The following is a 26,340-nucleotide window of genomic DNA, read 5'->3' on the forward strand; positions in this document are numbered from 1 at the left end:
TTAACGAAACTTGAAAATAATGAAATAACTTTTTCTTCATTAAAATTTTTTATTTCATCATAAAAAATGATTTCTTTTTGGATATTTCACATCCTTTCCCATAGTAATCCTATAAGGTATAAACCATTTATAACATTGAGAATATTCATGTATTTCCAATGTGAAATTATTGTAATGGATTGGAGAGCGGTTGAATATAGTTATTAAATCAAATAATGTTGAGAAAGTTTTATTTATTATATCAATAAAATTTTATGATGTAATTTATTACAAATAGATTAAGAAAAGAGTTTTAAATTTTTCTTAATCAGTTAGTGTGAAAATATCACATACTATTACATACAATCGAGTTACTTACATTTCATATTCAAAATAGAGAAAAGACACCTTGAATGGTGTCTTTTCTCTATTTTAATTCCATATACTTTTTACGCCTTTGTTATTTTTAAACGATTTGTAGGAGTTAATACAACTCGAACATCTAGTTCGTTATATGTTCGAATATATAATAAACATTATATGAATTACGAATGTATTTCAGGTAATTTTATAAATAAACTCAAAGATATCTTCTCCTCCTACTGTCATAAAAGAAATAATCTATTGCTTATTTCTTTTATTAAATTGTAATATAATTACAGTATGTGAAATTATATTACATTAACTTTAAAAGCGAAGTGAGAATAATCTTCACTTCGCTTTTTTCATTTGCAATCCTTATTAACTTTGCTCAATTCAGTATTTATTTCCACACTCTTCGCTTTTATTTAATTGGTTTTTCTGATTTTAAAACAATGGAACTTAATGCAGGAACTTTAATTTTATTGTCATGGACAACATAAAGTGGTTTACTTCCCGCCTGCTTGCCATCTACTAGTACTTTCCAAGGCCCTTTCGATGGAAGTGTTATTTCAACAGCTTCTCTATTTGCATTGTGAGCCACTGTAAAGTATTCATGTTTATTCCCCTCTATTATATAAGCTACAGTATTTTTTGGAGCATCAATAAATGATACGTGTGTTTTTATTTGCTCTGCAGATGTCATTCGAAAAGCTGAGTACTTTTTGCGTAATTCTATTAAACCCTTCATATAATCTACTTCATTATTAAACGTTGCACGGCGCAGCCAATCCATCTGGTTAATTGAGTCTGGAGATTTGTAACTATTATGATCACCGTATTTCGTCCGCATAAACTCTTGCCCTGCATGTAAAAATGGAATTCCTTGTGATGTTAATAAAATCGAAGAAGACAATTTGTGCATTTGTGTTCGCACTTCATCGCTGTCACCTGGATTAGTTAACTCAAGTTTATCCCATAATGTATGATTGTCATGTGCTTCCACATAAGTTAGCACCTGTTCCGGATCTTGATAGGTAGACGAATTTGTATCGTAGTCAATACCTGCCGTAATACCTTTTTTAATACGATCTTCCATATTTTCCTTTCCATTTATAAAACCATTTTCTTTTTCCTCAAATACACTACCTTTTAACCCATCACGTATATTATCGTTAAAATGAGCAATCCCTTTCATTTTCTCTGCATTTTTTTGATTTGCTTTCAGCTCAGCTGCAAGAGGTGTATTTAAATCCCATCCTTCTCCGTGTAGTATAATAGAAGGGTCAATTTGATTAACAGCTTTACGTATTTCATTCATCGTTTCATAATCATGAATACCCATTAAATCAAAACGGAATCCATCTAAATTGTATTCTTTTGCCCAATATGTGACGGAATCTATCATAAATTTCCTCATCATTTTTCTTTCTGAAGCAGTATCATTTCCTACTCCAGTTCCATTTGCAAATGTTCCATCTTCATTGTAACGATAATAATAACCTGGAACTAACTTATGGAAATTAGATTCAGCAGCGTTATACATATGGTTATATACTACATCCATCACCACTCGAAGATTATTATCATGTAGTGTTTGAACCATTTGCTTTAATTCAGTTATTCGCACAGTTGGCTCATAAGGATTTGTAGAATAGGAGCCTTCTGGAACGTTGAAATTTTTAGGATCATATCCCCAGTTATATTGCGGTTCATTTAAAGTCTCTTCATTTACAGAAGCATAATCAAATATCGGTAAAAACTGAACGTGAGTAACACCGAGATCCTTTATATGATCAAGTCCTGTTTTTACACCTTCTGGCCCTTTTGTTCCTTTTTCTGTTACACCTAAATACTTCCCTTTCTGTTTAATACCACTTTCAGGTTGAATGGAAAGATCGCGTACATGTAACTCATAAATAATAGCATCTTCCGGATTTTTAAATTTTGGCTTTTTGTTTGCTTTCCATTTTTTCGGATTTGTTTCTTCTAAATTAACGACTGCACCTTTATCCCCATTTACAGAAGCAGCACGCACATATGGATCAACCGCTTCAGTCCACTTATCACCAATTTTGACCTTATACGTATAAAAGAGCCCTTTTTGGTTCCCCTTTAGTTCTGATGTCCAAGTTCCCTTTTCACCTTGTTGCATGTTTATTTCAGCACCTATTTTATCGCTCCATTTTTTATATGTAACTAACTTCGCTTCGCTTGCAGTAGGAGCCCATAAACGGAACTTTGTATGTTGCGGAGTATATGTATTTCCTAAATCGTTACCACCATAATAAAATAAATTATCAAATTCTTCGCTACGAATGACTTTACCAATTTCAGTATTCGTATCAGCTAAGTTTTCTATTTTAACTTTGTATGTTTGTTTTAAATCAATTTTCTGTTCCGTAATTATTTTGACCTTATTAGTAATATCGCCACTGTTTATATCATAAGGAGTAATATTCTTAATTTTAATGCCTTCAATTTCAATTTTCTTTTCCTTAATATTAAACGGGACATTAGTCGTTACAGTAATTTCATGGAAACCATCAATAGTTGCTTTTTGAATTGAGAGATCCGATGAAGGCTTAGAGTTATATACTTTTTCATCACCCGAAAGGATCCATACTTCAGCACGACCGTCCTTTATATTTTCAATCCAACGATCCCCACCATCTTTTTCCCATTCATTTGTTCGAACTATAAATCCTACACGATTATAGTCACCGTCTATTTTTATCTTAGCGTATTTTCCAAATTCATCTTCACCAGTAAATTGATAAGATGTACCATTTGCATTTTCTCCCCATAACCAAAGATTCCAGTCTTTTGTATTTCCAAGCTTTTCTTTGTAATGAATGATAATTTCAGTTGTTTTCGAATTTGAAACTGCCTTCACACTCTGAAAGGAGAAAACAGATGATAACATAACGATTAAAGTAAGTAATAAAACTGTTTTGTTAATTAATCTTTTTGTAATTTGCATCACATACACCCTTTCTTCAAATATTACTAACGATTTATTATGCTTACACTGAATAACACTGCTTAAATTAATCTAGAAATCTCTTTTACTTCACCTCCATATCGGCTATTTTCACGTATGTATTTCAATGACCTTTTAATACGAAAACGTTTGCATTATTACTTAAAAAAATAGATTTGTTTATGCCTTCATATATTTGTAAATACTAAAAGATCAGGGAAAACATTTTAAAGCAATCGTTTGTTATCGCTTTCATTTTATAGACTTTCTATCAAGAGGTCAATATATTATTAATTTTCTGTTTTTATATATTTTAAACCTTATTTATTTGTCACAACTTCTTACAGATAAAGTGCCTCATTATTGCTTAGTCAGTTTATTTTCAACGATACATTGCCACGTAAAAAACAGCTAATATCCTTAAAATGACATTAGCTGTTTTTCATAATGTATTAATATATGAATGATAACTATATTTCTAAATTACTTAATTTTTGCTGCATCAAATGCTTTTTGAACTGCTTGAACTTCAGCTGTATTCGCACCATATTTATTAGTTGCCACTCGAATACATGCTGATCTCAATTCTTTGAAATTAGAAGTCATGTTTAACTCATCTGTATTTGCATAATAGAAAATATCAAACATTTTATCTTCACCAATTCCTTTAACAGTTACTCCGTTATGAGTTCCGCCTTTTGCAATCAGATACGCAACTTTATTAATAATACTTGAATTAAAATGAACACCGCCTTGATCCCATCCATTAAAATCGTTAAATTCACTGTAATCATCTGGATAAGGCACTCCAAGTGAAGATGGAACAGAAGCTGGGTTTTCCATATCACGGAAAACAGATCCCGTTTGTTCTCCCATTGTCCAGTTAAAGTTTCCATTATTTACGTATTTCTCAATAGATGTTCCCATAATATCAGATAGCGCCTCATTAATCGCACCGGATTCCCCGTAATATTCAAGATTAGATTCGCTAGAAGTAACAGCATGTGTAAATTCATGTCCAGCTACGTCATATGCTTTAACAATAGGATCGCCATATACAAGCATACTTCCATTATTAGCACTTAATGCATTCTGCCAATTTTTCGGATCATTCGTCTCTTCAGAATCCCAAGCGTGTACAACTGAAACTACCTTTTGTCCCTTATTATCAAAGCTATTACGCTTGTATTTATCTTTATAAAAATCAAATACTTTTGTTGCTAAGTAATGAGCACTTACTGCTTTTGGATCGTTAAATGTTGCCGAAGTACTTGTCGCTAATGTACCAGGATAATAGCTTTCTTCTTTAGTAATATCTCTGTAATTCACATCATATGTTTCAATGCCTTGCCCTCTTGTATAATCAGCAAGAGCATATTTGCCATTACTTTGTTTAGAGATACCAAATGAACGATTAATACCTAAATCATCTTTTCCTGTTCCGGTTAATGATGTAAGACTGCTTTGTTTACTTTTCTTTAAAGCTCCAACTAGTTTGTCACTGGCCTTTAAGTTAGATTCTTGTACCATATTTTTTAACATATCACCATTTTGTGCATTTACTAAATAAGTACCAGAAACATAGTTTGGTGTTGCAGCTTCGAAGGTAACTTGGTATGCATTGCTAGCTTGTCCATTATTTTCATCAACAAAAATAACCTCTTTAACTTCTGGCTCAGAAATAAACTTGATATCGTTCCCGTATTTCGTATAAATATATTGTTTTGCTTCATCTTTTGATAGATTAATAGGTTTTTTCAATTCTTCTTGTTTTAAATTTTGCGCGCTATCACCTGAAACACTTTTAATAACACCCTTATTATCTACGTGTGCAGTTAATTGATGTCCATATACTTCTTTTCCTTCGTATGTTTGCTGCATACGCACAAGTGTAGTTCCATCATACGAACCACGTTTTTGAAGGACTTTATAATCTACTCCTGCTTCTCCATTGACTTGTTTTTGGGACAGAGCTTGTTCTGTTTTCTCCTTAAGTGCATCCTTTACTACATTTTCTGGTGCCTTTTGTGACGGCTGTGTAAGTTCACCCGAACGGAACGATTCCTCCTGAATTTGAACTTGTAGTTGATCTGTTTCCTCTGCATGACCTACCCCATATGGTGCCACAGCTGTTAAAGCTAATCCTGTTGTTAATGCTACCTTAGTTAATGTCTTTTTGTTTTTCATTATTTCACCTCGTATAATTTTTGAAATAAAAAGCTTGTACAAAGTATACTGTCTATTAATGTCTAAAAAAAGAGAAAATACACAATTTATGTAACATTATGCAAAATTACATAAATTGTGGTCAATATTATAAATAATGAACGGAACACATATGTACATTAATTTGAATAAAAGAGAGTCCTTATAGGTGCTCACCCAATTGGTTAGTTATTAATTATCTATATTCATTGTAATAAAAGTATACTTACCTCTAAATAACAACATAAAAACCCACTCTTTACTATTGTAAGAGTGGGTTTAATGTTATTAAAATAACAATTACTATAAGAAATTTTATAATTTATATTCTTTTAGTAATCCTACTAAGTTTTTTGTAAAATTCACCTTTTGTCTTTACATGATTAAACTGATTTGGATTAATATTTGCTTTTTGTGAGAGTAATATAATCTCTTCTTTTGAAATTGAGTCTTTCGTATTTATAGATGCTATATTTGTGTATTTTCCGTCTTCTGTTTTTGGAATTTCTAAAATCCCTTTATTCACAAGATCAACTACCGCCTTATGCTCTGAAGAATGTAAATCTACACCAGTAATTTTCCAATTATGCATAACTTTTGGTGTGTATACACCGTTCTTTACCTCTTTTAAATATGTAATAGCAAGGTTACGAATGGTTCCGCCTGTTTCTCCAAATGCATTCTCTTGTTTAGATGACCAAATTTGTTCAAACTTACGCCCCTCTAAAGCTCCACCTTTTGCCTGAAGAGCCTCCATTCTATATGCATTCATTCCCAACGTCATAACATCGCTCATTTTGATTGGTTTGTTTGTACGAATAGAGCGTAAATTTGTAATTCTGCTTCCATATGGTTTTGTTAAGTCAATTTCGTATTTTACGCCTCCAAAGAAATCGTTCGTACTGTATTTAGATGCACGGCGGGTTTTATCAAAGCTAACGGTTACATCTCCGGCACGAGATGAGTTAAAATATCCTGCTGCCCATTCCATATAGTCTTTTAAATCTTTTCCAGAAATCTTATATACTGTAATTTCTCCCAAGGCATATTGGTAATTGTACGCAATATCTTTTTTCTTAATAGGGCCTGTATCTAAACGGGCATAATCATTATCAATTTGATGGGCTACTACATCTGCTTTACTGTAGTAGAGCATAACTTCATGAAAGAAATCTGATAAAGGTGTTTCTTGAATCTGAACACTTGGAATACCCTTTATTTCATTTTCAGGAACAAGATTTCTACCCTTTAATTGAGCGACTACAACATTTGCATCTCCTCTCGCATATTCGTGAAAAGGTGTTAATGTTTCTTCAAGTGTAGGATCGGATAATATCGTTGTCCCATCAGCATTTTTTACAGGTATAGCGGTAGCAGTTTTATTTTTTAAAGCCAACTTACCATCTTGCTTTGTAAAAGTAAGGTCAATACGTGAAATATGTGTTCCATATTTATCTGGTTCTGTAATAATTACGCCATTTACAACTTCTTTTTTTACAAGTTTATGCATATGAGCCGCAAAAATAGCACTTAGTTCCGGACAAGCATTTGCAATATCTTGAACACCAGTACCAGGGATACCATTCTCATTTTCTAGTCCCATATGCATAACTCCTACCATTACATCTACTTTACCTTCTAATTCCTTAATTGCCTTTTTCGTCTCTTCTACCGGATTTTTCACCACTAAACCATTTAAGTGATCTGTCCCTTTTTCAAAATCACTAATCATTGGTGTATTCATACCAATAATCCCAACTTTAATTCCACCTTTTTCTACAATTGTATATGCAGGAAGAAAGCGCTCTCCATTTTCCTTATAAATATTTCCTGCTAACGTTTTTCCCTTATATTGCTCACTAACTTTTTTCAATGTATCTAATCCAAAGTTGAATTCATGATTTCCAAATGCCCAGGCATCATATCCCATTGTATTCATCGCTACCATCATTGGCGATTGTGGCTTATCGTTGAATAATTCTACTGAGTTTCCTTGAATTGTATCCCCGGCATCTACTAATATGGTATTTGGATTTTCTTGACGGATCTTCTTTATAACCGTATAAAGCTGCGTCAAACTTCCACTCATATTTGCTCCATCAAGCGCATAATCCCAAGGCATAAATCTACCATGAATATCTGCAGTACCTAACAATGTAATATTAACTTCAGATTCCTCAGCCTTAGAGATAGATGGTTTGACTATTACTGCCGTTCCAAGCAGTAATAAAATTACAAAGTAACATACATAGTTCTTCCATTTCATTTTTTGCATAATAATTATATTTCTCCCCTTTTTGTACTTTCATAAAGTTGCTTGAACTTTAAAAATGTAACTTATTATTCAGGAAACTTCAACTACAAAAGATAATTTTGAAGGTGGTTCTGTTGCAAAAATAAAGAGAATAAATTGCATACATCCCCTAACAGAATTGTATTTTATCGTTTTCTGACAGAATACTCCTTCCTTAAGCGTGTGAAGTGTACTTTCAAAAAAATAACCCCGCTCTTCATTTAAGACGGGGTTACACTTATACAGAAAATCGGATAGTTTCATATTTTCTTAAGCTTATTGGTCACTTTCAACTAATTTTATTCTATTTTTGTTTTCTTCTGAATCAATATGAATCAACCGTTTCCCCTGTTTATAATACGTATCAATAAATAGGGAATAATTTTTACTTTTCAATTTCACAAAGCAATTTTATCTCTTTTATTTGTGAAATATGACGCTGTTCATGTAAATAGATCAATTCTATCCACTGATCAAGGGATAATTCTCCAAGAGCTGGATGCATCACTGATTTTTTCGCTAATATAGACTCATCTTCTATTGTACTCAGGAAACGCATCAATTCTTTTCTTGATTCGTTTAGCATATTGAGCATTTGCTCCACTTCAAATGGTTCTATACTTGGTTCAATCATTTCTGGAGCTATAAACTTTTTCGTTCTATCTAATAAAATAGTGTGAATTTCTTTACGCTCATTTTGGGTACTATCTAACTTTTTTAACCCTGAGGAAATAACTGTTATCACTCTCTCATCTAATAAAACTAAATGATGACAAACTTGTGCAATACTCCATTTATCCTTATCTGGTTTCCTATTAAATTGAGCATCACTCAACAAAGTAATTTCCTCAAATAATTGATCTCTCGTTTCATAAAACTTGTCATTTACAAATGTATCCATGTGGATTCTCCTTTCATTGCAACCTACATACTTAAATTTCTACGCTAGAGATATTATCTTCAAAAAAAGTTTTTCTTTCACTACTATTCCAATTTTATTTTAAAGCCACAAATGAACTTATTTGTTTTTTTATATCTTTTTAATTGGCACAAATAAATCAACCTTTAACTTTCCGTCTAGATCTTCAGCAACATTATTTAAGCAAAACTCTAAATTATCTCTATCATAATCTGCATCATACTCACTATTTGGTAGCCACTCTACATACATGTATTGATACGCTTCACTTAATTTATGAGGTTCATCATAGAACTGGTATAGACCATATGTACCTCCATCTAATTTTTTAAATTGCACATCATGATACTTTTCTTTATCGAAGTTTTCAGGAATCGTAACACATGCATCATGCCGGCACTTATGACTTGCAACAAGTTCAGGATTATCCAATGATATTCCGATAAATGATTGCTCTGGTGGATACAGTTTATTTTCAATTGACCAATTCAGTAACTTTCCCCAGTGATCTTGCGGTTCAAAGTAGCTACCAGTTCGTCTTATATACGCTACTTCTAATGGTGGTAATTTTTTTATAACAACTTTCATTTATATCTTCTCCCCTATAAATATGTACACTGTTTAATTAGCTTTCTTTAACATTTATTCCTTCTTAAATAAAAAGAATTCTCTAATCATATAAAGTGAAACTTTAATCAGCGGGAGATGAATTTGAATTGAAATATAATTGATTACTATTACTACTAAAGTAGTATGTACTTTCATACTTTTATTTGATTTTACATTCTTTTTAAATCGATATATTAATTGTAAGAAAATAAAAAGGTGGAGGATTTTAATTGATTAAAGGAATATACGAAGCGCATTTACCAGTGAGTAATTTACAACAATCTATCGAATTTTATGAAAAACTAGGGCTGAAGTTAGCCTGGAGCGATGAATCAACAGCATTCTTTTGGATTGAGGAAGGGAAAATTTGGCTAGGATTATGGGCGGGCTCTGAATACGAAACAAAATATCATCCTTCTTTACGTCATATTGCATTTAGAGTTTCCTATGAGGATTTAAAAGAATCATTACATTGGTTACACTCACTTCAAATTAAAGCTGTTCCGTTTGGGAGTAATGAATCTATTGAACCCTTTGTCCGTCCACATCAAGGTAATGCATCTGTTTATTTTATTGATCCAGATGGTAATAGCTTAGAACTTATTTGTCATATTGTTGTACCTAACGCACTAAAACATATAACTGATAAATTATCCTTTAAAGATTGGGAGACGCTATTAGCTGACACATTTGAATGAATATTAGTTATAAATCATAATGGCTCGCTTTTATTTTTATAACATGTATAACAATCTTGAATAATAATGTCCTATCAATTTATCATTAAATAAATGTAAAAAATGACCCTATTTATTCATTTTTAATGCGTATGTATGTACATTTGTTAATTTATTCGATATATTATGGGTATTGAATGATTACGTAAAGTGTATAGGTCGCTTATATAACACCTTATATTTTTATATCCGTGAAAACTACAAAGTGTATGAAAATCCATTTGTCAAATGAATTTAGTGCGGAAGGAGGTTTGTGGTTACTTCATAGGGTATAATAATCAGTTTTTTACTGATAAAAATATAGGAGGCGACATAATGTTTCGTACGATTTCAAATTTCATGAGAGTAGCTGAGATAAGAAGGAAAATCCTTTTTACACTAGCGATGTTAATCGTTTTTCGAATTGGCACGTTTATTCCAGTTCCTCATACTAACGCAGAGGTATTAAAAGTACAAGATCAAGCTAACGTTCTAGGTATGTTAAACGTATTTGGTGGAGGAGCATTGCAACATTTCTCAATCTTTGCTGTAGGTATTACACCATATATTACAGCTTCCATCATAGTACAATTACTACAAATGGATGTTATACCTAAGTTTTCGGAATGGGCAAAGCAAGGAGAAATGGGCCGTAAGAAATCAGCTCAATTCACTCGATACTTTACAATCATTCTCGCATTCATACAGGCCATCGGAATGTCTTATGGCTTTAATAATATAGCAGGTGGACAATTAATAACAGATCAAAGCTGGACTACATACTTATTTATTGCGACAGTTTTAACTGCAGGTACTGCATTTTTACTTTGGTTAGGCGAACAAATTACCGCTAACGGAGTTGGTAATGGTATTTCGATGATTATCTTCGCAGGTCTCGTTGCCGCGATTCCAAATGTTGCAAATCAAATTTATTTACAACAATTCCAAAATGCTGGCGATCAGCTATTTATGCACATAATAAAAATTGTTTTAATTGGACTCGTAATTTTAGCGATAGTTGTTGGTGTTATTTACATTCAACAAGCTGTACGTAAAATACCGATCCAATATGCAAAAGCTGTTTCAGGAAACAATCAATATCAAGGAGCAAAAAACACTCATTTACCGCTTAAAGTAAATAGTGCTGGTGTTATACCAGTTATCTTTGCTTCTGCATTTTTAATGACGCCGCGTACAATTGCGCAGCTCTTCCCTGATTCAAGCGTATCAAAATGGTTAGTTGCAAATCTTGATTTCGCACATCCAATTGGAATGACACTTTATGTCGGTCTTATCGTTGCTTTCACATACTTCTACGCATTTATTCAAGTAAATCCTGAACAAATGGCTGAGAATTTGAAAAAGCAAAATGGATATGTTCCTGGTATTCGTCCTGGTAAAGCAACTGAACAATATGTAACTAAAATTTTATACCGTTTAACATTTATCGGTGCAATTTTCTTAGGTGCTATTTCTATATTACCGCTCGTATTCACGAAAATTGCTACGTTACCACCTTCTGCTCAAATTGGTGGTACAAGCTTACTTATCATTGTCGGTGTAGCACTAGAAACTATGAAGACGTTAGAAAGCCAGCTTGTAAAACGTCATTATAAAGGCTTTATTAAAAAAGTGAATTAATTATCAAAAACACAGTTGGTTATTTTTCCAACTGTGTTTTTGATTTTATCAGTCCTGTAATATACAGGGCTGTTGCTTTATTAAACTACATCTCCTTCTCTAATAACCGCCCTTTTTTGAAATAAGTCCGTAGCGTTGAACGATTGGCCAAAAATACACCAATCAATATAAGACAAGCCCCCATTCCCATTGTAGGATTTAAAGGCTCTCCTAAAATGATATATCCCACAATTATTGCAATTAATGGTGATACATATAACCACGTCGATGGAAATACTGGATTTGTTTTTGATAAGAGCCAGTAATATAATCCGTGTCCACCAATCGATCCGATAAATATGAGATATAAAATAGGCCATTGCACACTCCATGAAGTTAATACAGTTACATTTGGTTGTTCTACAATAATAGATGCGATTAGTAGTAAAATCCCTCCATAAAACATTTGAATTCCGTTAATAAGAAATGGTGATACATTTGATAAATCTGAAAGTATTTCTTTCGAACGAATAGAGCCTATTCCGTAAAATAACTCTCCTATAACTAAAACAATACAAGCAATACTCCATATGAAACTTACTTGTTGATGCATTCCTGGTAAAGAAACAAATATAACACCTATCAGTGCAATAACTAAAGCAACGAGTTGTTCCTTTTGTAATTTCTCCCTATTCCTCTTTGCTTGTATTAATAAAATCATCATTGGTCCCGTAGCAGAAAGAACAGCAGCTAATCCCGAAGAAATATATTGTTCTGACCAATATAAACTTGCGAATGTCATAAATGTTAAACAAAATCCAGCATACATAATACGTTTTGAAAATATATGTGGCATAATTTCTTTTCGCTTTAATTTAAAAATAATCATAAGGATTATACCCGCTAAAAAGAAGCGAATTCCTGCTGAAAACAACGGTGGCGCTCCTGCTTCAATTCCAATTTTAATCGTTAAAAATGTTGTCCCGAAAATAATACATACTAAAATGTAATTAAAAATGACCATTTTACTTCCTCCTTTTTACTCTTAAAATGAGTATAGAGGCTATGGTGTATAACAGTGTATCGGTACATATAACAGTTACTTCAAGTTGTAGTTGATTCCCTATATATTTTTCGCTTTAATTAAATTAAAAAGAAAAATAGGTGAACCTATGAAGATTGTATTGCGTAAAGAATCAAACATACCGTATTACAAGCAAATATATATGCAAATTGTTGAAAGAGTACAAAGTGGTATGCTTTCACATGGTGAATCCCTTCCTTCTTTACGTTGTATGGCCACAGATTTACAAATCAATGTATTAACTGTTCGTAAAGCTTATAAACAGTTAGAAACGAAAGGGTATATACGCATCGAACAAGGAAAAGGTGCTTACATATATAAACGTGTAAAGAAAGATTTCAAACCGATACCGTATAAATGGCAACTATCAAGATCTATTAATGTTATGCGTTCTCAATATGCAATGAATAAACACCGTAAATATTATGATTTTTCACAAGCAATTCTGTATCCCCGTCTGTTACCAAATCCATTTTTGGCAGACGAAATGCATAAATTGCTGGATAAAAATCCGATGTTGTTAGCAACTTATGGGCCAGTTCAAGGCGATTATGAATTGCGAGTTGAAATAGCAAATTACTTAAATGAACACCAGAAATTAGTGACGGACCCATCTCAATTATTAATTACAAGCGGAGCACAACAAGGAATTGATTTAATTGCTCAAACATTATTAAAACCTGGAGATACTGTATTAGTAGAAAGTCCGTGTTACAGTGCCGCGCTTGATGTTTTCATCAATAAAGGTGTTCAAATCATTCCTGTTTCTCTTGATAATCATGGAGTTCGCTCCGACTTAATTGATGATATTTGTCAAAGTAAAAATCCCGTTTTATTGTATACGAATCCGACCTTCCAAAACCCGACAGGTACAGTAATGAGTAAAGAACGAAGAATGGAACTTATAGAACTAGCGGGGCTATATCAATTTTTTATCATTGAAGATGATTCTTTCGGAGAAATATATTTTGAAGATGCTATAATCCCGCCCCCAATCAAAAGTTTTGATAAGGATGGCCACGTAATATATATAAAAGGATTTAGTAAAACGTTAGCACCAGGACTGCGTATCGCGGCGCTTATTGCCGATGGTCCTATTTTTGAATGGCTATATGCAGTAAAAGGTTCAATGGATATCGGTAGTCCTTTATTAACACAAAAGGCACTTCTACCGTTTTTACGTGCAGAACGTATGAAAAACCATTTAGAAAAATTACGTACAGCTTTACAAATGAGACGTGATTTAACAATTGATATATTATCGCCATTAAAAGAACTACACTTTGAAATACCAAATGGAGGTTTTAATTTATGGGTGACACTACCTGATTCGATAGATCCCTTTACCTTATTACAAAAAGCAAATGAAGTAGATGTCTCTTTTTTACCAGGAACAGCTTGTCTATTAAACTACGAAACAAATGATAACCAATTAAGAATTAGCTATTCAATGTTAAACGAGAAAGATATGGAAATTGGATTAGAGAAATTACATGATACAATACGAAAAAGTATTTGTTAGAAGCAATATTACATTAGCCAACAATAAATAATGCCCGCAAATGAAAATGTATAGTATGGGATATTATCTATTGTTGAGCTTTTTCGTTATTCAAATCTAGTTACTCTATAAGCTGTAATCTTTATTATCATTCCACTTTAACTACAATCTTTCCTCTAACATGTTGTCCTTCACTCAAAATATGAGCTTCTCGAACTCCTGCTTCATTAAATGGCACCACTTTACTTATGATTGGTTTGATTTTTCCGTTTACAATTAAAGCTGATAATTCTTCTAATTGTTTTCCATTTGGTTTTAGCCATAAAAATCCTGATTTTATTCCTTCTACTTTTTGTAGTGGTTCATGAACAATGGAAACTAGAACACCACCAGGTTTAATAATTCGAAAACTTTTTTCTTGCACTTCGCCACCTATTGTATCTAACACAATATCAAAATCTGATACTAGTTCTTCAAATTTATCTTTTTTATAATCAATAACGAGATCCGCTCCTAAAGACTGTAAAAATTCTTTATTTTTACTACTAGCAGTCGTGGCAACAAAAGCTCCAAATGATTTTGCGATTTGGATTGCCAAACTTCCAACGCCACCAGCTCCAGCATGAATGAATACACGGTCATTCTCTTTTATTTTTGCGTAATCTACAAGACTTTGCCACGCTGTAAGTCCTGCAAGAGGAATAGAAGCTGCTTCTTCGTAACTAATATTATTAGGCATATGTGATACTAAATCTAATTGTACTGCAATGAATTCAGCATAAGAGCCGCTTCCTATATTTTCAGGTTTCGTAAACACTTTATCTCCTATATTGAAACACTCTACATCTTCTCCAACTTCTTCAATAACTCCAGCTACATCTAATCCTAAAGTGATTGGAAATAAAAAGCGTAACTGTTCTTGTAAGTCACCTTTTCTTATTTTCCAATCAACTGGATTAACAGATGTTGCATAAATACGTATTAATACCTCATTATTCTTAACAACCGGTTTTAAAACTTGTCTTTCTTTCAATTCTTCAACACTGCCATATCGATCAATAACGATTGCTTTCATTTCCTCTCCTCCTTGCTGTTTATTTTAATAACATACAATTATTTCTCAAAATTTTTTGCCTTGAATTACCATATACTTATTTTTGGGGGTAATTATGCAAAAAGCATTATAAAGTGAAACTTTAATCATTCCTCACCAATCGGGCTCTTACTGCCCGGCAAATAGCGGGATGAATTTCAAAAAGAATCTTACACACATCTTAGAATTATTCAAAACTGTATTATTAATTAAATTCAAAAGAAATGGGGCTAACTTTATGAGTGAAAAGATATTTAAAATAAACGGTATTGATATATGTACAGAAAGCTTCGGTAACTCTAATGATCCCGCTATTTTATTAATTATGGGAGCTACTTGTTCAATGATATATTGGGATGAAGAATTTTGTGAACAGTTGGCGAACACAGGAAAATTTGTTATTCGCTTTGATAATCGCGATGTTGGACGCTCTGTTACATATGAACCTGGCACTTCAAATTATTCAGTAACAGATATGGCTGAAGATGCAATCGGAGTATTAGACGCTTATCATATTGATAAAGCCCATCTTTTTGGTATGTCATTAGGTGGTATGATTGCTCAAATTGCCGCTGTAAAACATCCCGAAAGAATTTTGACGCTAACTTTACTAGCGACTAGTGTAATAGGATCTGATAATAATACTCGCGATTTACCCCCAATGGATGAAAGGATTTTAAAACATCATGTAAAGAGCGCAAGTATAGATTGGACAAATAAAAATGATGTGGCAGAATATTTAGTTTCAGGATCTCGTCTATTATGTGGATCAGAACGAATATTTGATGAAAATAGAGTTTATACACAAGTAAAACAAGAAATAGAACGCGCAAACAATTTATTAAGTATGTTTAATCACGCTTTACTTCAAGGTGATGATGCATATGAAGGTGTACTTCACTCCATACAAGCACCAACATTGGTTATTCACGGAACAGACGATACAGCACTCCCATTTGAACATGGCCTCGCACTAATTGATGAAATTCCAAACTCAGTACTATTAACTCTTAAAGGGGCAGGCCATGAAAACCATCCAGATGACTGGGAAAGCATAATTAACGCTGTTTCTAAACATACATCTAAAATTTAGATAAATAACTAATGGAAGGGGGCACAAATTGTGCCCCCTTCTAGTTACAAACAAAAACCCATCACTGTATTCGTATGTATAGTGATGGGGACTTTTTATATTTTTCTATGTTTAAAAAAATGGACAATCTAATTGATCAACAGATTCCCATAATTTTTTTTTTGCATTTTCGGTGGATGTATATGTGTCTAGTGTCATGTTTTTAAAAGGGTTTACTTCGACTTTTAATAAGGATGAAGGCTCCACATATAATGAGAAAACATGGCTGCTTGGTAAAGCTTTTGAAACGTCAATATCTCCAACTTGTTTAAATAGTTGCTGCGCAGCAAAAAAGAAGAAATTAGTTGGATTTGATTGTTTATTCAGCCACGCAAGCATTTCAGGTGATACCGATTTATGAATATTGATTTTTACTCGATCACCACGTTTATATCGCCTAGATCGCATACTTCCACCAACTAACTTATCGTTAAGTTTGTAAATCCTAACTCTTTTTGCTTATGCTCTCTATATTTTGGCGAACAAGTATAAACTAATAATCCTCGTGCATTTGTAAATAACGGATTATCTACAAAGATTACATTTTTGAGTCGTCCTTTTTGCTTTAAAATCATTTTTAAACTATTTTTAATAATTACTGCACCCCCGCCATAAATAAACACGTATGGATCGTCTTTCATATCATCAATTTTATTTATAATATCTGTTGCAACACGTGCTGCTAAACCTAATAGCGCTGGCTGTGATTCCTCAACTAATAAGGTATTTCTCGGATGCTTATCATTTAAATAAATTTGATTGAATTCTGTAATACTATCAATCGTTTTAGTTGGATACTTCCGGTTCCATCTCGTAATGATTTGTAGTAACGTCTCTTTTACACCATAAGATAAACCTTTACTTAGTTGCGGACGGAAATTCACCCCTAATGAAACGACTTCTTCTGTCGTCCCTGCACCAATATCAAAAGAGAGTAGAGTTTTATCTACAAAATCAATTTCAGAAACTTGATTTTGCTCACATTCTATTTTATGTTTCACAACATTTCCTTCTTCATCGTATACAATGCCCCACGTACCAGAAGCGCCCTCAGGCAGGCATTTACAATACTCAATTGAAACATTAATTGTCACATCGCGTCCGTTCGGATAATGGAAAATAACCTTATGATTTCCCATATAACGTTTTGCATTTTCAGCAGCTATTTCTTGTGTAATAAGCTGCATAGGAAGAGCGACAGATAAATCATAACGAATATTAATATGGCTAGAAGTTGGACTTTGACGCATAGCGCTTACCGCCAAACCTGATAGTATTGTAATAACCATTAACTCATCCGTTGACTTATTCGATTTCTTCTCTACCTCAGTACCTTTTAATTGATCTTGAATAACTTTTTCTCCAACGATATATCGTACATTATTTAGCATTAACGATGGCGAACTTATAGTCACATCAATGTGGTTTTCTAATTCAGATAATGAAACATCTACCTCATCTAAGAGTCCTGTAGGCTCACCTATATATAAAGAATAAATACTCGGAATAAAAATAGGGTCTTGCCCTTTCACCATTAACTTCAAACCGTTGTTTCCTGCATCTGCACCAGCTTTTAAAAGTATAGACATAACTACCCCCTAAATTAATCTGACATCCCTTCCAAATATATGCGAGCCCATTCTTTTACATTCAAATGTATTGTAATTTTTTATTTATCATAAAAACAAAATATTGCATACTTACATATTGTATGTAAAAAATATTTGACATGACACTTTTCCAATTTTATACTTATATTTGTAAAGAGTTTTTTACAATCGAGGGGGCAATTATTTATTGAATACTAAAAAAACTATTTTTATAATCATTGTTTTAGCATTAATTGCAATACTAGTACATGGCACATATAAATACATAACTGAAGGTTCTATTTTAGGTGGTACGATTTTTGCTATTTCGTTAATACTTAGTAATTTAATTAATCACATTACTTGGGGAGATCCCCACGGTGTGTCAGAAGAAAGTCAAGATGAGATGGGACAACAAATTACATATAAAAGCTTTAAAATTGCGTATTTTGTGCTTGTAGTTGTAATGTTCCTTTTATTAATCTTCTCCGAAGGATTTTCTATGGGGGCTAATTTAGATGGAGTAAAAAACCTCCCCCTGTTCATCGCAATTTGCTCTTCATTCTTTATTTATCCTATTGTCGAACTCATAGTTGCAAAACAATATAAGTAAAAAGATGAGGTTTTCTACATGTAGAAAACCTCATCTTTTTATATTTACATACTCTCTACAATTGCTTTTAATTTATTCACAGTCCGCCAATTCCTAACTGTAGCTGGTGTATGTAACTTCTGAAACTGGTTCATTAATTTAGAATTTCGAATGCTATTTTTGAAAAATAAATAAACGACCTTCTCATCTATATAGCAATCTTCAAGTTCACTTTTAAATGTAAGCAATTGACTACTCTCTTCTTCAGAAAGTACATTAGCTAAAAAAGCAATATGAACACTTTCTCCTTCTAACAATGAATGAACTTCATATGGACATTGTTTAATAATATTTATAAATTCATCATGTGTTCTTAGCATGACTGGAACATCGAAATCAAATTCTTTTTTTATTTCAGATTGTATTCGGTCCTTTAGAAAGTTTATACCTTCCTCAGATTCGAACACAATATTACCACTTTGTATATATGTTTTCACTTGTTTTAACCCTTTTGATTCAAACACTCGTTTTAAATCAGCCATTTTGATTACTTTATGGCCACCGACATTGATTCCTCTTAGTAATGCAATATAAAGTGTCATATTATCCCCCCCACAGTAAAATGAACTTATCAATTGAATCGGTTTTCCCACTCATATTTCTCGGATATTTGTTTTAATTGTTTTAATTCTTCTAACATATCATGAATAGATAATACCTCAAATAAAATAATAGATTCACTTGAAAAATGGTGATGATAATGATTTGGTTTATAATCTTTTAAATCATTTTTATAACTCCAAAATTGCTTGTCTAATTCAGCAATAAGTTTGAAATGTTCCTCATCAATTTCATTACAACGGTTTCTCAATATAGCAATTATAGAATGAATTGTTCGTTGTAATATTTCTCTTTCACTTTGTGACCAGTCACAAGTCTCAATTGATACCCGAGCTAAATTATCTATATGGTAAATGATTTGCTGTAATATATGAAGTTGCTTCTGCATCGTTAAAAAGCTTCTCATTTCCTTCTTTGTATGTTGATGATATTTCCAATCTTTCTGCTCATATTGAACAAATTGTATCGCCTTATGCAATAATAAAGTCAATTTAGATAAATCCTGAGCAGTCTCCTTTTTCACACCTTTTCCTGCAACTAATGCAGTAATCCATTCTTTCATAATATTTGCTGTTTTAGCAAATAGATCCTCTGTACATCCAAAAATCATTTTCGTGTAGTGGGGTGGAAAAATGAAAAAATTCACTAAAGTAGATACTATAATACCAGTAGATGTAGTAGCTAAACGAATTAAAAATGCAGTAAAATAATGATTTGCCGTAATTGGAATCATTGCTACGGCAGTTAAAGTTGCAACTAAAGTTCCCGCATGTAACCTTAGTTTTTGACATGTAACGATCGTAAACATTGCAGCTAATGCATAAGAAATTGCTTGGTGGCCTAGGAAAAATGTGAAAGTCATGGCATATGCCGATCCAATTGTTGAGGCCGGAAAGCGAATAAGTCCTTTTTTTATTGAGTCTGTTGCAGTTGGTTCAATTGTAACAATTGCTGTTATTACAGCAAAAATAGTTGGGATGTTAAAAAAATCACAAACTAACACTGTAAGAAAAACTGCAATTCCAGTTTTAATCACTCTTCCTCCAACGATATTCCATTTTCTATCTTGATTCATTTTTTATATCCTTCATTCCTGTTTCATTTTATATATATATTATATATTGTTAAAATAAAAAACCTACTACTTGAATATTCAAGAGTAAGTTTTCTATCTCATTATTTCATTATAGATAAATGCATTATTATTTGTTGGCCAATTGGTCCCATTCTTCTAAAACCTTTATCTTGGAAACCAACTTTTGCATATAAATTTTGTGCAGGAATATTTCTTTCATTCACAGCAAGTACAACTTCATTTTTTATTGGAAAATAACGTTTTACAAACTCTTCTAATAATATCAATGACTTTTTAGCGAATCCTTTTCTTTGTCTATTGTGATTAATAGAAAATGACGTTAAAAGTAAAGCATCCTCATTATCTGTGAACTCCTTTACTCTATCTCCCGTTTCCAATGCGAAAAGACCCACCGGTACCCCATTGTGATCTAAAATAACAATCACATTTTTTGTATGATCACTTTTTGCTTTCTCCAGTAATGCGCTTGGATCTGATGTAAACTGAACTTGTTCACTTGGTAAAGTAAATGTTTGTATAACTTCTTTATATTTCTCCTTATACGGAGCTAATTGAATTTCCCCTGTGTGTATGTTCATGCTAAACTCTCCCATTTTTTAGCTTATTAACTTATACCTTGCTGTGCTTTTGAATGCACTCTTCCATCTAAAAAGGTAATTTCAACAAATGAATTTGGATCGTTCCCTTTCCAAGCAAAAATTTGTTTAATTTGTGTAGAATGCTCTACCCCTTCTTCTATAAGTAAATCTCCTTCAAAACCAATTAAATCTTTCACTTCTGTATAAGTCATTCCTTCATTTATACTCGAGAAATGATTTATATTGATAGACTCTTTCTGTTGCCTTTCCATCACAGTAGAAGAAGTTGCTGTTTGGTTTTTCACTTCTTTTCTCTGTTCACACGCTGTCATACTGAAACCTAAGCATAAACTAAACAATATACATGCGCTTTTTTTCATCATAACAGTTGTCCCTCCCATGATAATTAAACCATATATTCCCTTAAAAATAAACTGAATATTTAATATTGTATTTAAAAACCTCGTACAATTAAGTACGAGGCTAATTTCATTTATTCAAATGATTATTTGATTGATCATCCTGTTCTTTTCTTAACTCTTGTTCTTCATCTTTTGGTAATTGTTTATCATTATCTTTAATTGGATTCGTTTCTCTATTTTCTATCATATCATTTGGAACTTGTGGCATTACTCGGCCCACAATAGCGGCTAATTCATCTAGTATACCTTCACCTGTTTTTCCTTTTTTAATTTGCTTTCCGATTTGTTTGAGGCGTTCATACGTATCAACATCTGCTACAACGACTGCATTAGCACCGTCAGGGTCATTTTTTAAACTTTCTGCAACAGAGTATTTAATTGATTCAACTCGAGTTCGATCAAGTTTTGCTTTTACATCAATACCTACAATAGCATATTTTCCAACAACGACCGCTGTTGCATCATTCACACCTGGCACACTTGCTGCTAAAGATGCTAAATGATCTGCTGCTTTTTCATTTGGCTTATTTGATTTATTCGTATAATTAACATTTTTCATTGAAACATTTTTTTGTTCCGGCTTTTCGTTTGGATTGTCTTTTTTTCCAATACTGCATCCAGTTATAACGAAGCAAAGCATCAATATATATATTAGAGTTTTCATTATTTTCACCACTTCACTATTAAGGTTTAATCATAAATTTTTTCAACAGCTTGCATTTTCTTTACCTTTTCCTCGGCCCCGCTATTAGCATTAATGAATATTTGGTACGTATCTTTTCCTAAAGTGCCTACAAATTCATAGCAAAGCACTTCATTATGCAAATCATTGACTACTAAAGCTTTACGTTCTTCCATGACTTTTACATCCGGATTGATTTTCTTTCTTGCTTCTGCTGCAGTTAGCTTTGCCGATGGAACTGTTCGCTTTTGATGTGACGCTAAGTATTCTTTTGCGGAGAACCCAACGATAGAACCATCATCTAAAGCAATTTTCATTTGGATTGCTTCTGGATAAATTCGTACTCCATTTTCATTTACTACATACGTAAATACACCAACATTATCATATTGAGAGCTATCATAAAGCTCCATATTATTAAACTTATGGTCCTTTAAAAATTTCAAACCTTTACTACCTGCATCGTTTAAACTAACTTTCTGTTCTTTAATTTCGCGGTTATTCATAACCCAAATTGGATATCCGCCTTTTCCGGTAATATCCATATAGAACTCATTGTTCGTTGCTTCATCTTTAATTTTCACACTATAGAAGGATTCTTTCGCACCTTTTCCACTTTTCTCTACATCTACTTTTTCATTTCCTTTTAAATTCAAAAACGATTTGGCAATTTTCGCTGCTTCATCTTTAGAAATTGCCTTTCCTTCCGCTTCAAATCCGCCTTTTTTATTTTTTTGCGCACTTGTAAAGGTCGGTCCGAAGTTTGTAGAAGAATATGATGTTACGTTTTTCTCTACAGTTTTCAATCCATCAATAATTGTGTTATCTGCTGGATCACGATTTGATGCAAGTGCCATTTCTACATCCATCCAGCGTAAATTATTTTTCAAAACAAGATGTTGTACTTTTCTTAGTTCATCTTGTATATTTCCTGCATTTGAATATAAAGTTTGTAGCGTTTTATATTCTTGCTCATTTAACGGCTCTTTTTCTAAATCACGAATGGCTGCACGGTAACTGAAATCACCGATATTCGCTAAAAATTCTTCCGTTTTATTAAATGGCATTAATGTTAAAGGAAGTTGTCCTACATCTGAGCGAGCTTCAGATGTTAAACGCCATACATCCGCTAATGCAGGTGATAAAGATGATCGTGAATTCATCGCAAGTGTTGTACCAATTTTATCGTGTAATAAATCGACTTCGTATGCTAAATCATGGAATGCACGTTGATAGCTATTTTCCGCTCGAATTAAAACCGCATTTTTCTCTTGGTGCTCTTTATAGCCCCAATAGCCTGTTCCTACTACACCGACTGTTAATAATACAATGATAATACCTCGTAACATTGTCCCACCTCCGCTCTATTTACAGAAAATATGTTTACCGATTTTTTTAATTTGTGGACGAGTCCAAATCCATTTACTAGTCGCAGTATCTGGATTGAAATAATATAAAGCATTTCCTGTTGGATCCCATCCGTTAATCGCATCTAAAACTGCTTTTTTTGCTGTTTCATTTGGTGTTAAATATATTTGTCCATCGGCTACCGCTGTAAATGCTCTAGGTTCAAAGATTACACCTGAAACAGTATTTGGGAATGACGCACTTGTAACACGGTTCAAAATAACAGCAGCTACTGCAACTTGTCCTAAATACGGTTCACCACGTGATTCTCCGTATACTGCGTTTGCCATCAGCTGAATATCATTTTGAGAATAACCGTTCGGAACATTTGTCCCTTTATTTTGAGGTGGTTTATTCTCTTGTGCAGTGCCACCACTATTTCCTTTATTCGTTGTCGTTCCTTTATTAGCAGTTGATTTGTCATACTTCGTTGCCTTCACGAGCATTTGCTTCGTTTTAGCTCCAGCTAAACCATCAACGGGTAATCCAAATTTCTCTTGAAAATTCCGAAGTGCCCAATATGTACCCCATCCGAAAACACCATCTACTTTTCCCGTATAAAATCCGTTATATTTTAAACGAGATTGCAGTTCAATGACATCTTCGCCCGATGCTCCTCTTTGAATGACTTGATTAGAAAATGCTTCTACATTCTTTAGTTGTATACTACTGACCATTAAAGACAGTCCTATGAACGCAAGTAAAACCGCTATTTTAAACATAGCTTTTTGGCGCATAATTTTCCCTCCTTAATTATGTAAATGATTTCTTGGTTATGTTTTGTAAAAGCCTCGCTTTTATGTAAAGAAGACAAAAAATCCAAACTAATATCGTAGAAAGAAAATGTAAACAATATAAAAAAAGGATAAAAGGAGTTCATCATGAAGAATTTGTTAAAGCGTGTCGCACTCGTCCTTCTGTTCCTAACAACATGTTCAAATGTATATACAGGCTCATCAATTGTTCAGGCGCAGCCGCCGTATGCAAAATGGGGTAAGCTTGCTGTAGAGAAAACGAAAGAACAGTACCCAAAAGCAGAGATTATTGATTACCTTCATATAGGTAGAAAACCAAAAACCGTTCAAATAACAGTTGAAAAATTCAAATTGTGGCTACGTGAAGACGGAAAAGAATATGGTGTTTTTGTTGATGTGGAATTTGAAACGAAGACGGAGAAATTTATTAAAATGTCGTTTCAGAAGACGAGTAGATAAAATGAAAGAAACCCGGCTATTTAGATTCATAACAGCCGGGTTTCTTTCATTTCTAAAATTCTTTTCTAAAATATCGATTCCCTAAAAATCTTACCAATATACAAATAGTGCCAATTACAACTGCTATCCCTATACTGTATAAAAGTACTCTACCATATCCACCTATTCTCGGATCTAAAAATGGATAAGGATACCAATTCACGATTGGACCACGAATTAAGCTATATACAACGTAAAAAAACGGGAATAAGAGCCAACTTGAAGCTTGTTTCCAAGTGATTTTCTTATTTGGTGGATTTAATATCCAATCTAAAAGCATAGCAATTGGCATGATATAATGTAACACCGTATTTACCCATGGTATTGCCGTTTGAAGTGATTCTTCTAACCCTCTTAATAATAAAAAATAAATGAGTCCAGTCGTAAGTATGTATACCGTTGCTGCACCACGAAGTATACCAAACTGTTCTGATCGACCAAATGTAGCTGTTCCGATACTACTTAAAAGGAGAATACATGCAACTAAAATGTTACTTTCGATCGTGAAGAAACTAAAAAAGTTAACTGGATTGAACGGTTTCACTTGTGCCCGTATTATAAATTGCGTAATGATTGCACTAAATGCTAGAAGGCTTAAACATAGTCTAAATAAAGATAAAATTTTTTCATCCTTCATACATTCCCTCCTTTTCTTATATATAATTAGAATTTCCCTGTACATGCTCAATAAATAATTTTAACGGAACGAGCCCACGTTTTGGCATATGACTACTTATAATAGATACTACTTCTAATTGAGGAATGATAACGATGTATTGTCCGCCGTATCCCATAGCGAAATATATACAATACGGTATGTGAAATCTTTCGTTATGTAATACCCACCAGTGATATCCATATGCGCCGACATGTTCATATGTTTCAAATTGCGCCCTACTTGACTCTTTTAACCATTTCGCTGATACAATTTCTTTTTCATTCCAATATCCATTTTGCAAACATAATTTTCCTAATTTTAATAAATCGGTAGATTTCATTTTCATACCGAAGCCACCTACATATATACCCTGCGGATCTTGTTGCCACTCGTATTCGTTAATTTTTAATGGATCAAATAAATATTTCTTTGCAAACCGCTCTGTCGACATTCCAGTAGCTTCTTGAATAATATAGCTCAGTAAATGAGAAGAACCTGAATTATAATTCATTTTTGTAGCAGGTTCTTCAATTATTGGCTTTTCTAATATGTACTGTACCCAGTTCTCTGATTCTACAAAGTCATTTGGGAATACTACTCCATTCCCAAACTCTTTCCAGTCCTCACCAGTAGTCATTGTTAATAAGTGATATAGCGTTAAATCATGTTTTTCCCCAGGTACATTTTCAATCCACTCTGTAATTGATGTATGTATATCATTTATATAGCCCTTATCAATTGCAATACCAATTAATAAAGATACGATACTTTTTGTAATCGAATTTATTTTATATAAGTTATTTGCACATTCGGGTGTTTTATAATACTCCGTTGTTAATTCCCCTTTTTGATAAACAAGAAATGTATTCACTTTTTTCTTTTCGAATTTATTTTCTAGTTGCTTGAAATCCAAAAACTTTACCTCCATTTAAATAGTTACTCCATTTA

General features: G+C 32.9%; 24 protein-coding genes. 6 read left to right on the forward strand and 18 right to left on the reverse strand.

Features of this window, described 5'->3' with window-relative positions; genetic code table 11:
* Positions 1–763: 763 nt before the first annotated feature.
* The 5 genes from pulA to C3Y97_RS13260 form a co-directional block, all read right to left on the reverse strand.
* Positions 764–3,322: a type I pullulanase gene (pulA, locus tag C3Y97_RS13240; RefSeq protein WP_121868265.1), complete on the reverse strand. Its 2,559-nt coding sequence runs from the start codon at positions 3,320–3,322 to the stop codon at positions 764–766.
* A 483-nt stretch (positions 3,323–3,805) separates the two neighbouring features.
* Positions 3,806–5,509, reverse strand: coding sequence for a M4 family metallopeptidase (locus C3Y97_RS13245; RefSeq protein ID WP_000791447.1), 1,704 nt, complete (start codon positions 5,507–5,509; stop codon positions 3,806–3,808).
* A gap of 340 nt (positions 5,510–5,849) precedes the next feature.
* Positions 5,850–7,802, reverse strand: coding sequence for a bifunctional metallophosphatase/5'-nucleotidase (locus tag C3Y97_RS13250; RefSeq protein ID WP_001171083.1), 1,953 nt, complete (start codon positions 7,800–7,802; stop codon positions 5,850–5,852).
* Positions 7,803–8,205: 403 nt separating this feature from the next.
* Positions 8,206–8,721, reverse strand: a complete 516-nt coding sequence (locus C3Y97_RS13255) for a DinB family protein (protein WP_000379366.1) — start codon at positions 8,719–8,721, stop codon at positions 8,206–8,208.
* Between the two features lie 129 nt (positions 8,722–8,850).
* Positions 8,851–9,327, reverse strand: a complete 477-nt coding sequence (locus C3Y97_RS13260; RefSeq protein WP_000869612.1) for an AraC family transcriptional regulator — start codon at positions 9,325–9,327, stop codon at positions 8,851–8,853.
* A gap of 251 nt (positions 9,328–9,578) precedes the next feature.
* Here C3Y97_RS13260 and C3Y97_RS13270 point away from each other — a divergent pair, with 251 nt between their 5' ends.
* Positions 9,579–10,046 (forward strand): VOC family protein, encoded by a 468-nt coding sequence (locus tag C3Y97_RS13270; protein WP_136363450.1) that lies wholly within the window; start codon positions 9,579–9,581, stop codon positions 10,044–10,046.
* 354 nt (positions 10,047–10,400) lie between these two features.
* Complete coding sequence (gene secY, locus C3Y97_RS13275) at positions 10,401–11,705, forward strand: preprotein translocase subunit SecY (protein ID WP_000490135.1); 1,305 nt, start codon at positions 10,401–10,403, stop codon at positions 11,703–11,705.
* A gap of 85 nt (positions 11,706–11,790) precedes the next feature.
* Here the strand turns inward: secY and C3Y97_RS13280 are convergent, their stop codons facing one another.
* Positions 11,791–12,708, reverse strand: coding sequence for a DMT family transporter (locus tag C3Y97_RS13280; RefSeq protein ID WP_000234337.1), 918 nt, complete (start codon positions 12,706–12,708; stop codon positions 11,791–11,793).
* A gap of 148 nt (positions 12,709–12,856) precedes the next feature.
* Between C3Y97_RS13280 and pdxR the strand changes: the two genes are divergently transcribed.
* The gene (pdxR, locus tag C3Y97_RS13285; protein WP_017673309.1) at positions 12,857–14,290 is read left to right on the forward strand and encodes a MocR-like pyridoxine biosynthesis transcription factor PdxR; all 1,434 of its coding nucleotides are present in this window, start codon (positions 12,857–12,859) and stop codon (positions 14,288–14,290) included.
* A gap of 127 nt (positions 14,291–14,417) precedes the next feature.
* On the opposite strand, the gene C3Y97_RS13290 is transcribed toward pdxR, so the two are convergent.
* Positions 14,418–15,344, reverse strand: a complete 927-nt coding sequence (locus C3Y97_RS13290) for an NADP-dependent oxidoreductase (RefSeq protein ID WP_098212927.1) — start codon at positions 15,342–15,344, stop codon at positions 14,418–14,420.
* 256 nt (positions 15,345–15,600) lie between these two features.
* Here C3Y97_RS13290 and mleBCA point away from each other — a divergent pair, with 256 nt between their 5' ends.
* A complete protein-coding gene (gene mleBCA, locus C3Y97_RS13295; protein WP_001290783.1) occupies positions 15,601–16,455 on the forward strand; it encodes a BCA family alpha/beta fold macrolide esterase in 855 nt (284 codons plus the stop codon).
* Between the two features lie 111 nt (positions 16,456–16,566).
* On the opposite strand, the gene C3Y97_RS13300 is transcribed toward mleBCA, so the two are convergent.
* Together C3Y97_RS13300 and C3Y97_RS13305 are read right to left on the reverse strand one after the other, a co-directional pair.
* Positions 16,567–16,902: a hypothetical protein gene (locus C3Y97_RS13300; protein WP_098212926.1), complete on the reverse strand. Its 336-nt coding sequence runs from the start codon at positions 16,900–16,902 to the stop codon at positions 16,567–16,569.
* A gap of 11 nt (positions 16,903–16,913) precedes the next feature.
* Positions 16,914–18,083 (reverse strand): ParM/StbA family protein, encoded by a 1,170-nt coding sequence (locus C3Y97_RS13305; protein WP_000025622.1) that lies wholly within the window; start codon positions 18,081–18,083, stop codon positions 16,914–16,916.
* A gap of 208 nt (positions 18,084–18,291) precedes the next feature.
* Between C3Y97_RS13305 and C3Y97_RS13310 the strand changes: the two genes are divergently transcribed.
* A complete protein-coding gene (locus C3Y97_RS13310) occupies positions 18,292–18,696 on the forward strand; it encodes a hypothetical protein (RefSeq protein ID WP_001093141.1) in 405 nt (134 codons plus the stop codon).
* A 44-nt stretch (positions 18,697–18,740) separates the two neighbouring features.
* Here C3Y97_RS13310 and C3Y97_RS13315 read toward each other — a convergent pair whose 3' ends face one another.
* From C3Y97_RS13315 to sleB, 7 genes are all read right to left on the reverse strand, one after another.
* Positions 18,741–19,277: a DUF1697 domain-containing protein gene (locus tag C3Y97_RS13315; RefSeq protein ID WP_098212925.1), complete on the reverse strand. Its 537-nt coding sequence runs from the start codon at positions 19,275–19,277 to the stop codon at positions 18,741–18,743.
* A gap of 29 nt (positions 19,278–19,306) precedes the next feature.
* Positions 19,307–20,371, reverse strand: a complete 1,065-nt coding sequence (locus C3Y97_RS13320; protein ID WP_098212924.1) for an aromatic acid exporter family protein — start codon at positions 20,369–20,371, stop codon at positions 19,307–19,309.
* A gap of 101 nt (positions 20,372–20,472) precedes the next feature.
* Complete coding sequence (locus tag C3Y97_RS13325; protein ID WP_121868266.1) at positions 20,473–20,985, reverse strand: GNAT family N-acetyltransferase; 513 nt, start codon at positions 20,983–20,985, stop codon at positions 20,473–20,475.
* Between the two features lie 11 nt (positions 20,986–20,996).
* Positions 20,997–21,353 (reverse strand): hypothetical protein, encoded by a 357-nt coding sequence (locus C3Y97_RS13330; protein WP_000976446.1) that lies wholly within the window; start codon positions 21,351–21,353, stop codon positions 20,997–20,999.
* Between the two features lie 106 nt (positions 21,354–21,459).
* Complete coding sequence (locus C3Y97_RS13335) at positions 21,460–22,056, reverse strand: YhcN/YlaJ family sporulation lipoprotein (RefSeq protein WP_000854053.1); 597 nt, start codon at positions 22,054–22,056, stop codon at positions 21,460–21,462.
* A gap of 26 nt (positions 22,057–22,082) precedes the next feature.
* Positions 22,083–23,423, reverse strand: a complete 1,341-nt coding sequence (gene ypeB / locus C3Y97_RS13340) for a germination protein YpeB (RefSeq protein ID WP_000943727.1) — start codon at positions 23,421–23,423, stop codon at positions 22,083–22,085.
* A gap of 15 nt (positions 23,424–23,438) precedes the next feature.
* On the reverse strand, positions 23,439–24,218 hold the full coding sequence (gene sleB / locus C3Y97_RS13345) for a spore cortex-lytic enzyme (protein WP_001249063.1): 780 nt from the start codon (positions 24,216–24,218) through the stop codon (positions 23,439–23,441).
* A 144-nt stretch (positions 24,219–24,362) separates the two neighbouring features.
* Here sleB and C3Y97_RS13350 point away from each other — a divergent pair, with 144 nt between their 5' ends.
* Complete coding sequence (locus C3Y97_RS13350; protein WP_000793375.1) at positions 24,363–24,695, forward strand: DUF3889 domain-containing protein; 333 nt, start codon at positions 24,363–24,365, stop codon at positions 24,693–24,695.
* Positions 24,696–24,747: 52 nt separating this feature from the next.
* On the opposite strand, the gene C3Y97_RS13355 is transcribed toward C3Y97_RS13350, so the two are convergent.
* Together C3Y97_RS13355 and C3Y97_RS13360 are read right to left on the reverse strand one after the other, a co-directional pair.
* Positions 24,748–25,371, reverse strand: coding sequence for a Pr6Pr family membrane protein (locus C3Y97_RS13355; RefSeq protein ID WP_000650955.1), 624 nt, complete (start codon positions 25,369–25,371; stop codon positions 24,748–24,750).
* Positions 25,372–25,387: 16 nt separating this feature from the next.
* Positions 25,388–26,305, reverse strand: a complete 918-nt coding sequence (locus C3Y97_RS13360; protein WP_000346251.1) for a serine hydrolase domain-containing protein — start codon at positions 26,303–26,305, stop codon at positions 25,388–25,390.
* Positions 26,306–26,340 lie beyond the last annotated feature (35 nt).

This window comes from Bacillus sp. DU-106 (genome assembly GCF_004799705.1).
Lineage (GTDB): Bacteria > Bacillota > Bacilli > Bacillales > Bacillaceae_G > Bacillus_A > Bacillus_A cereus.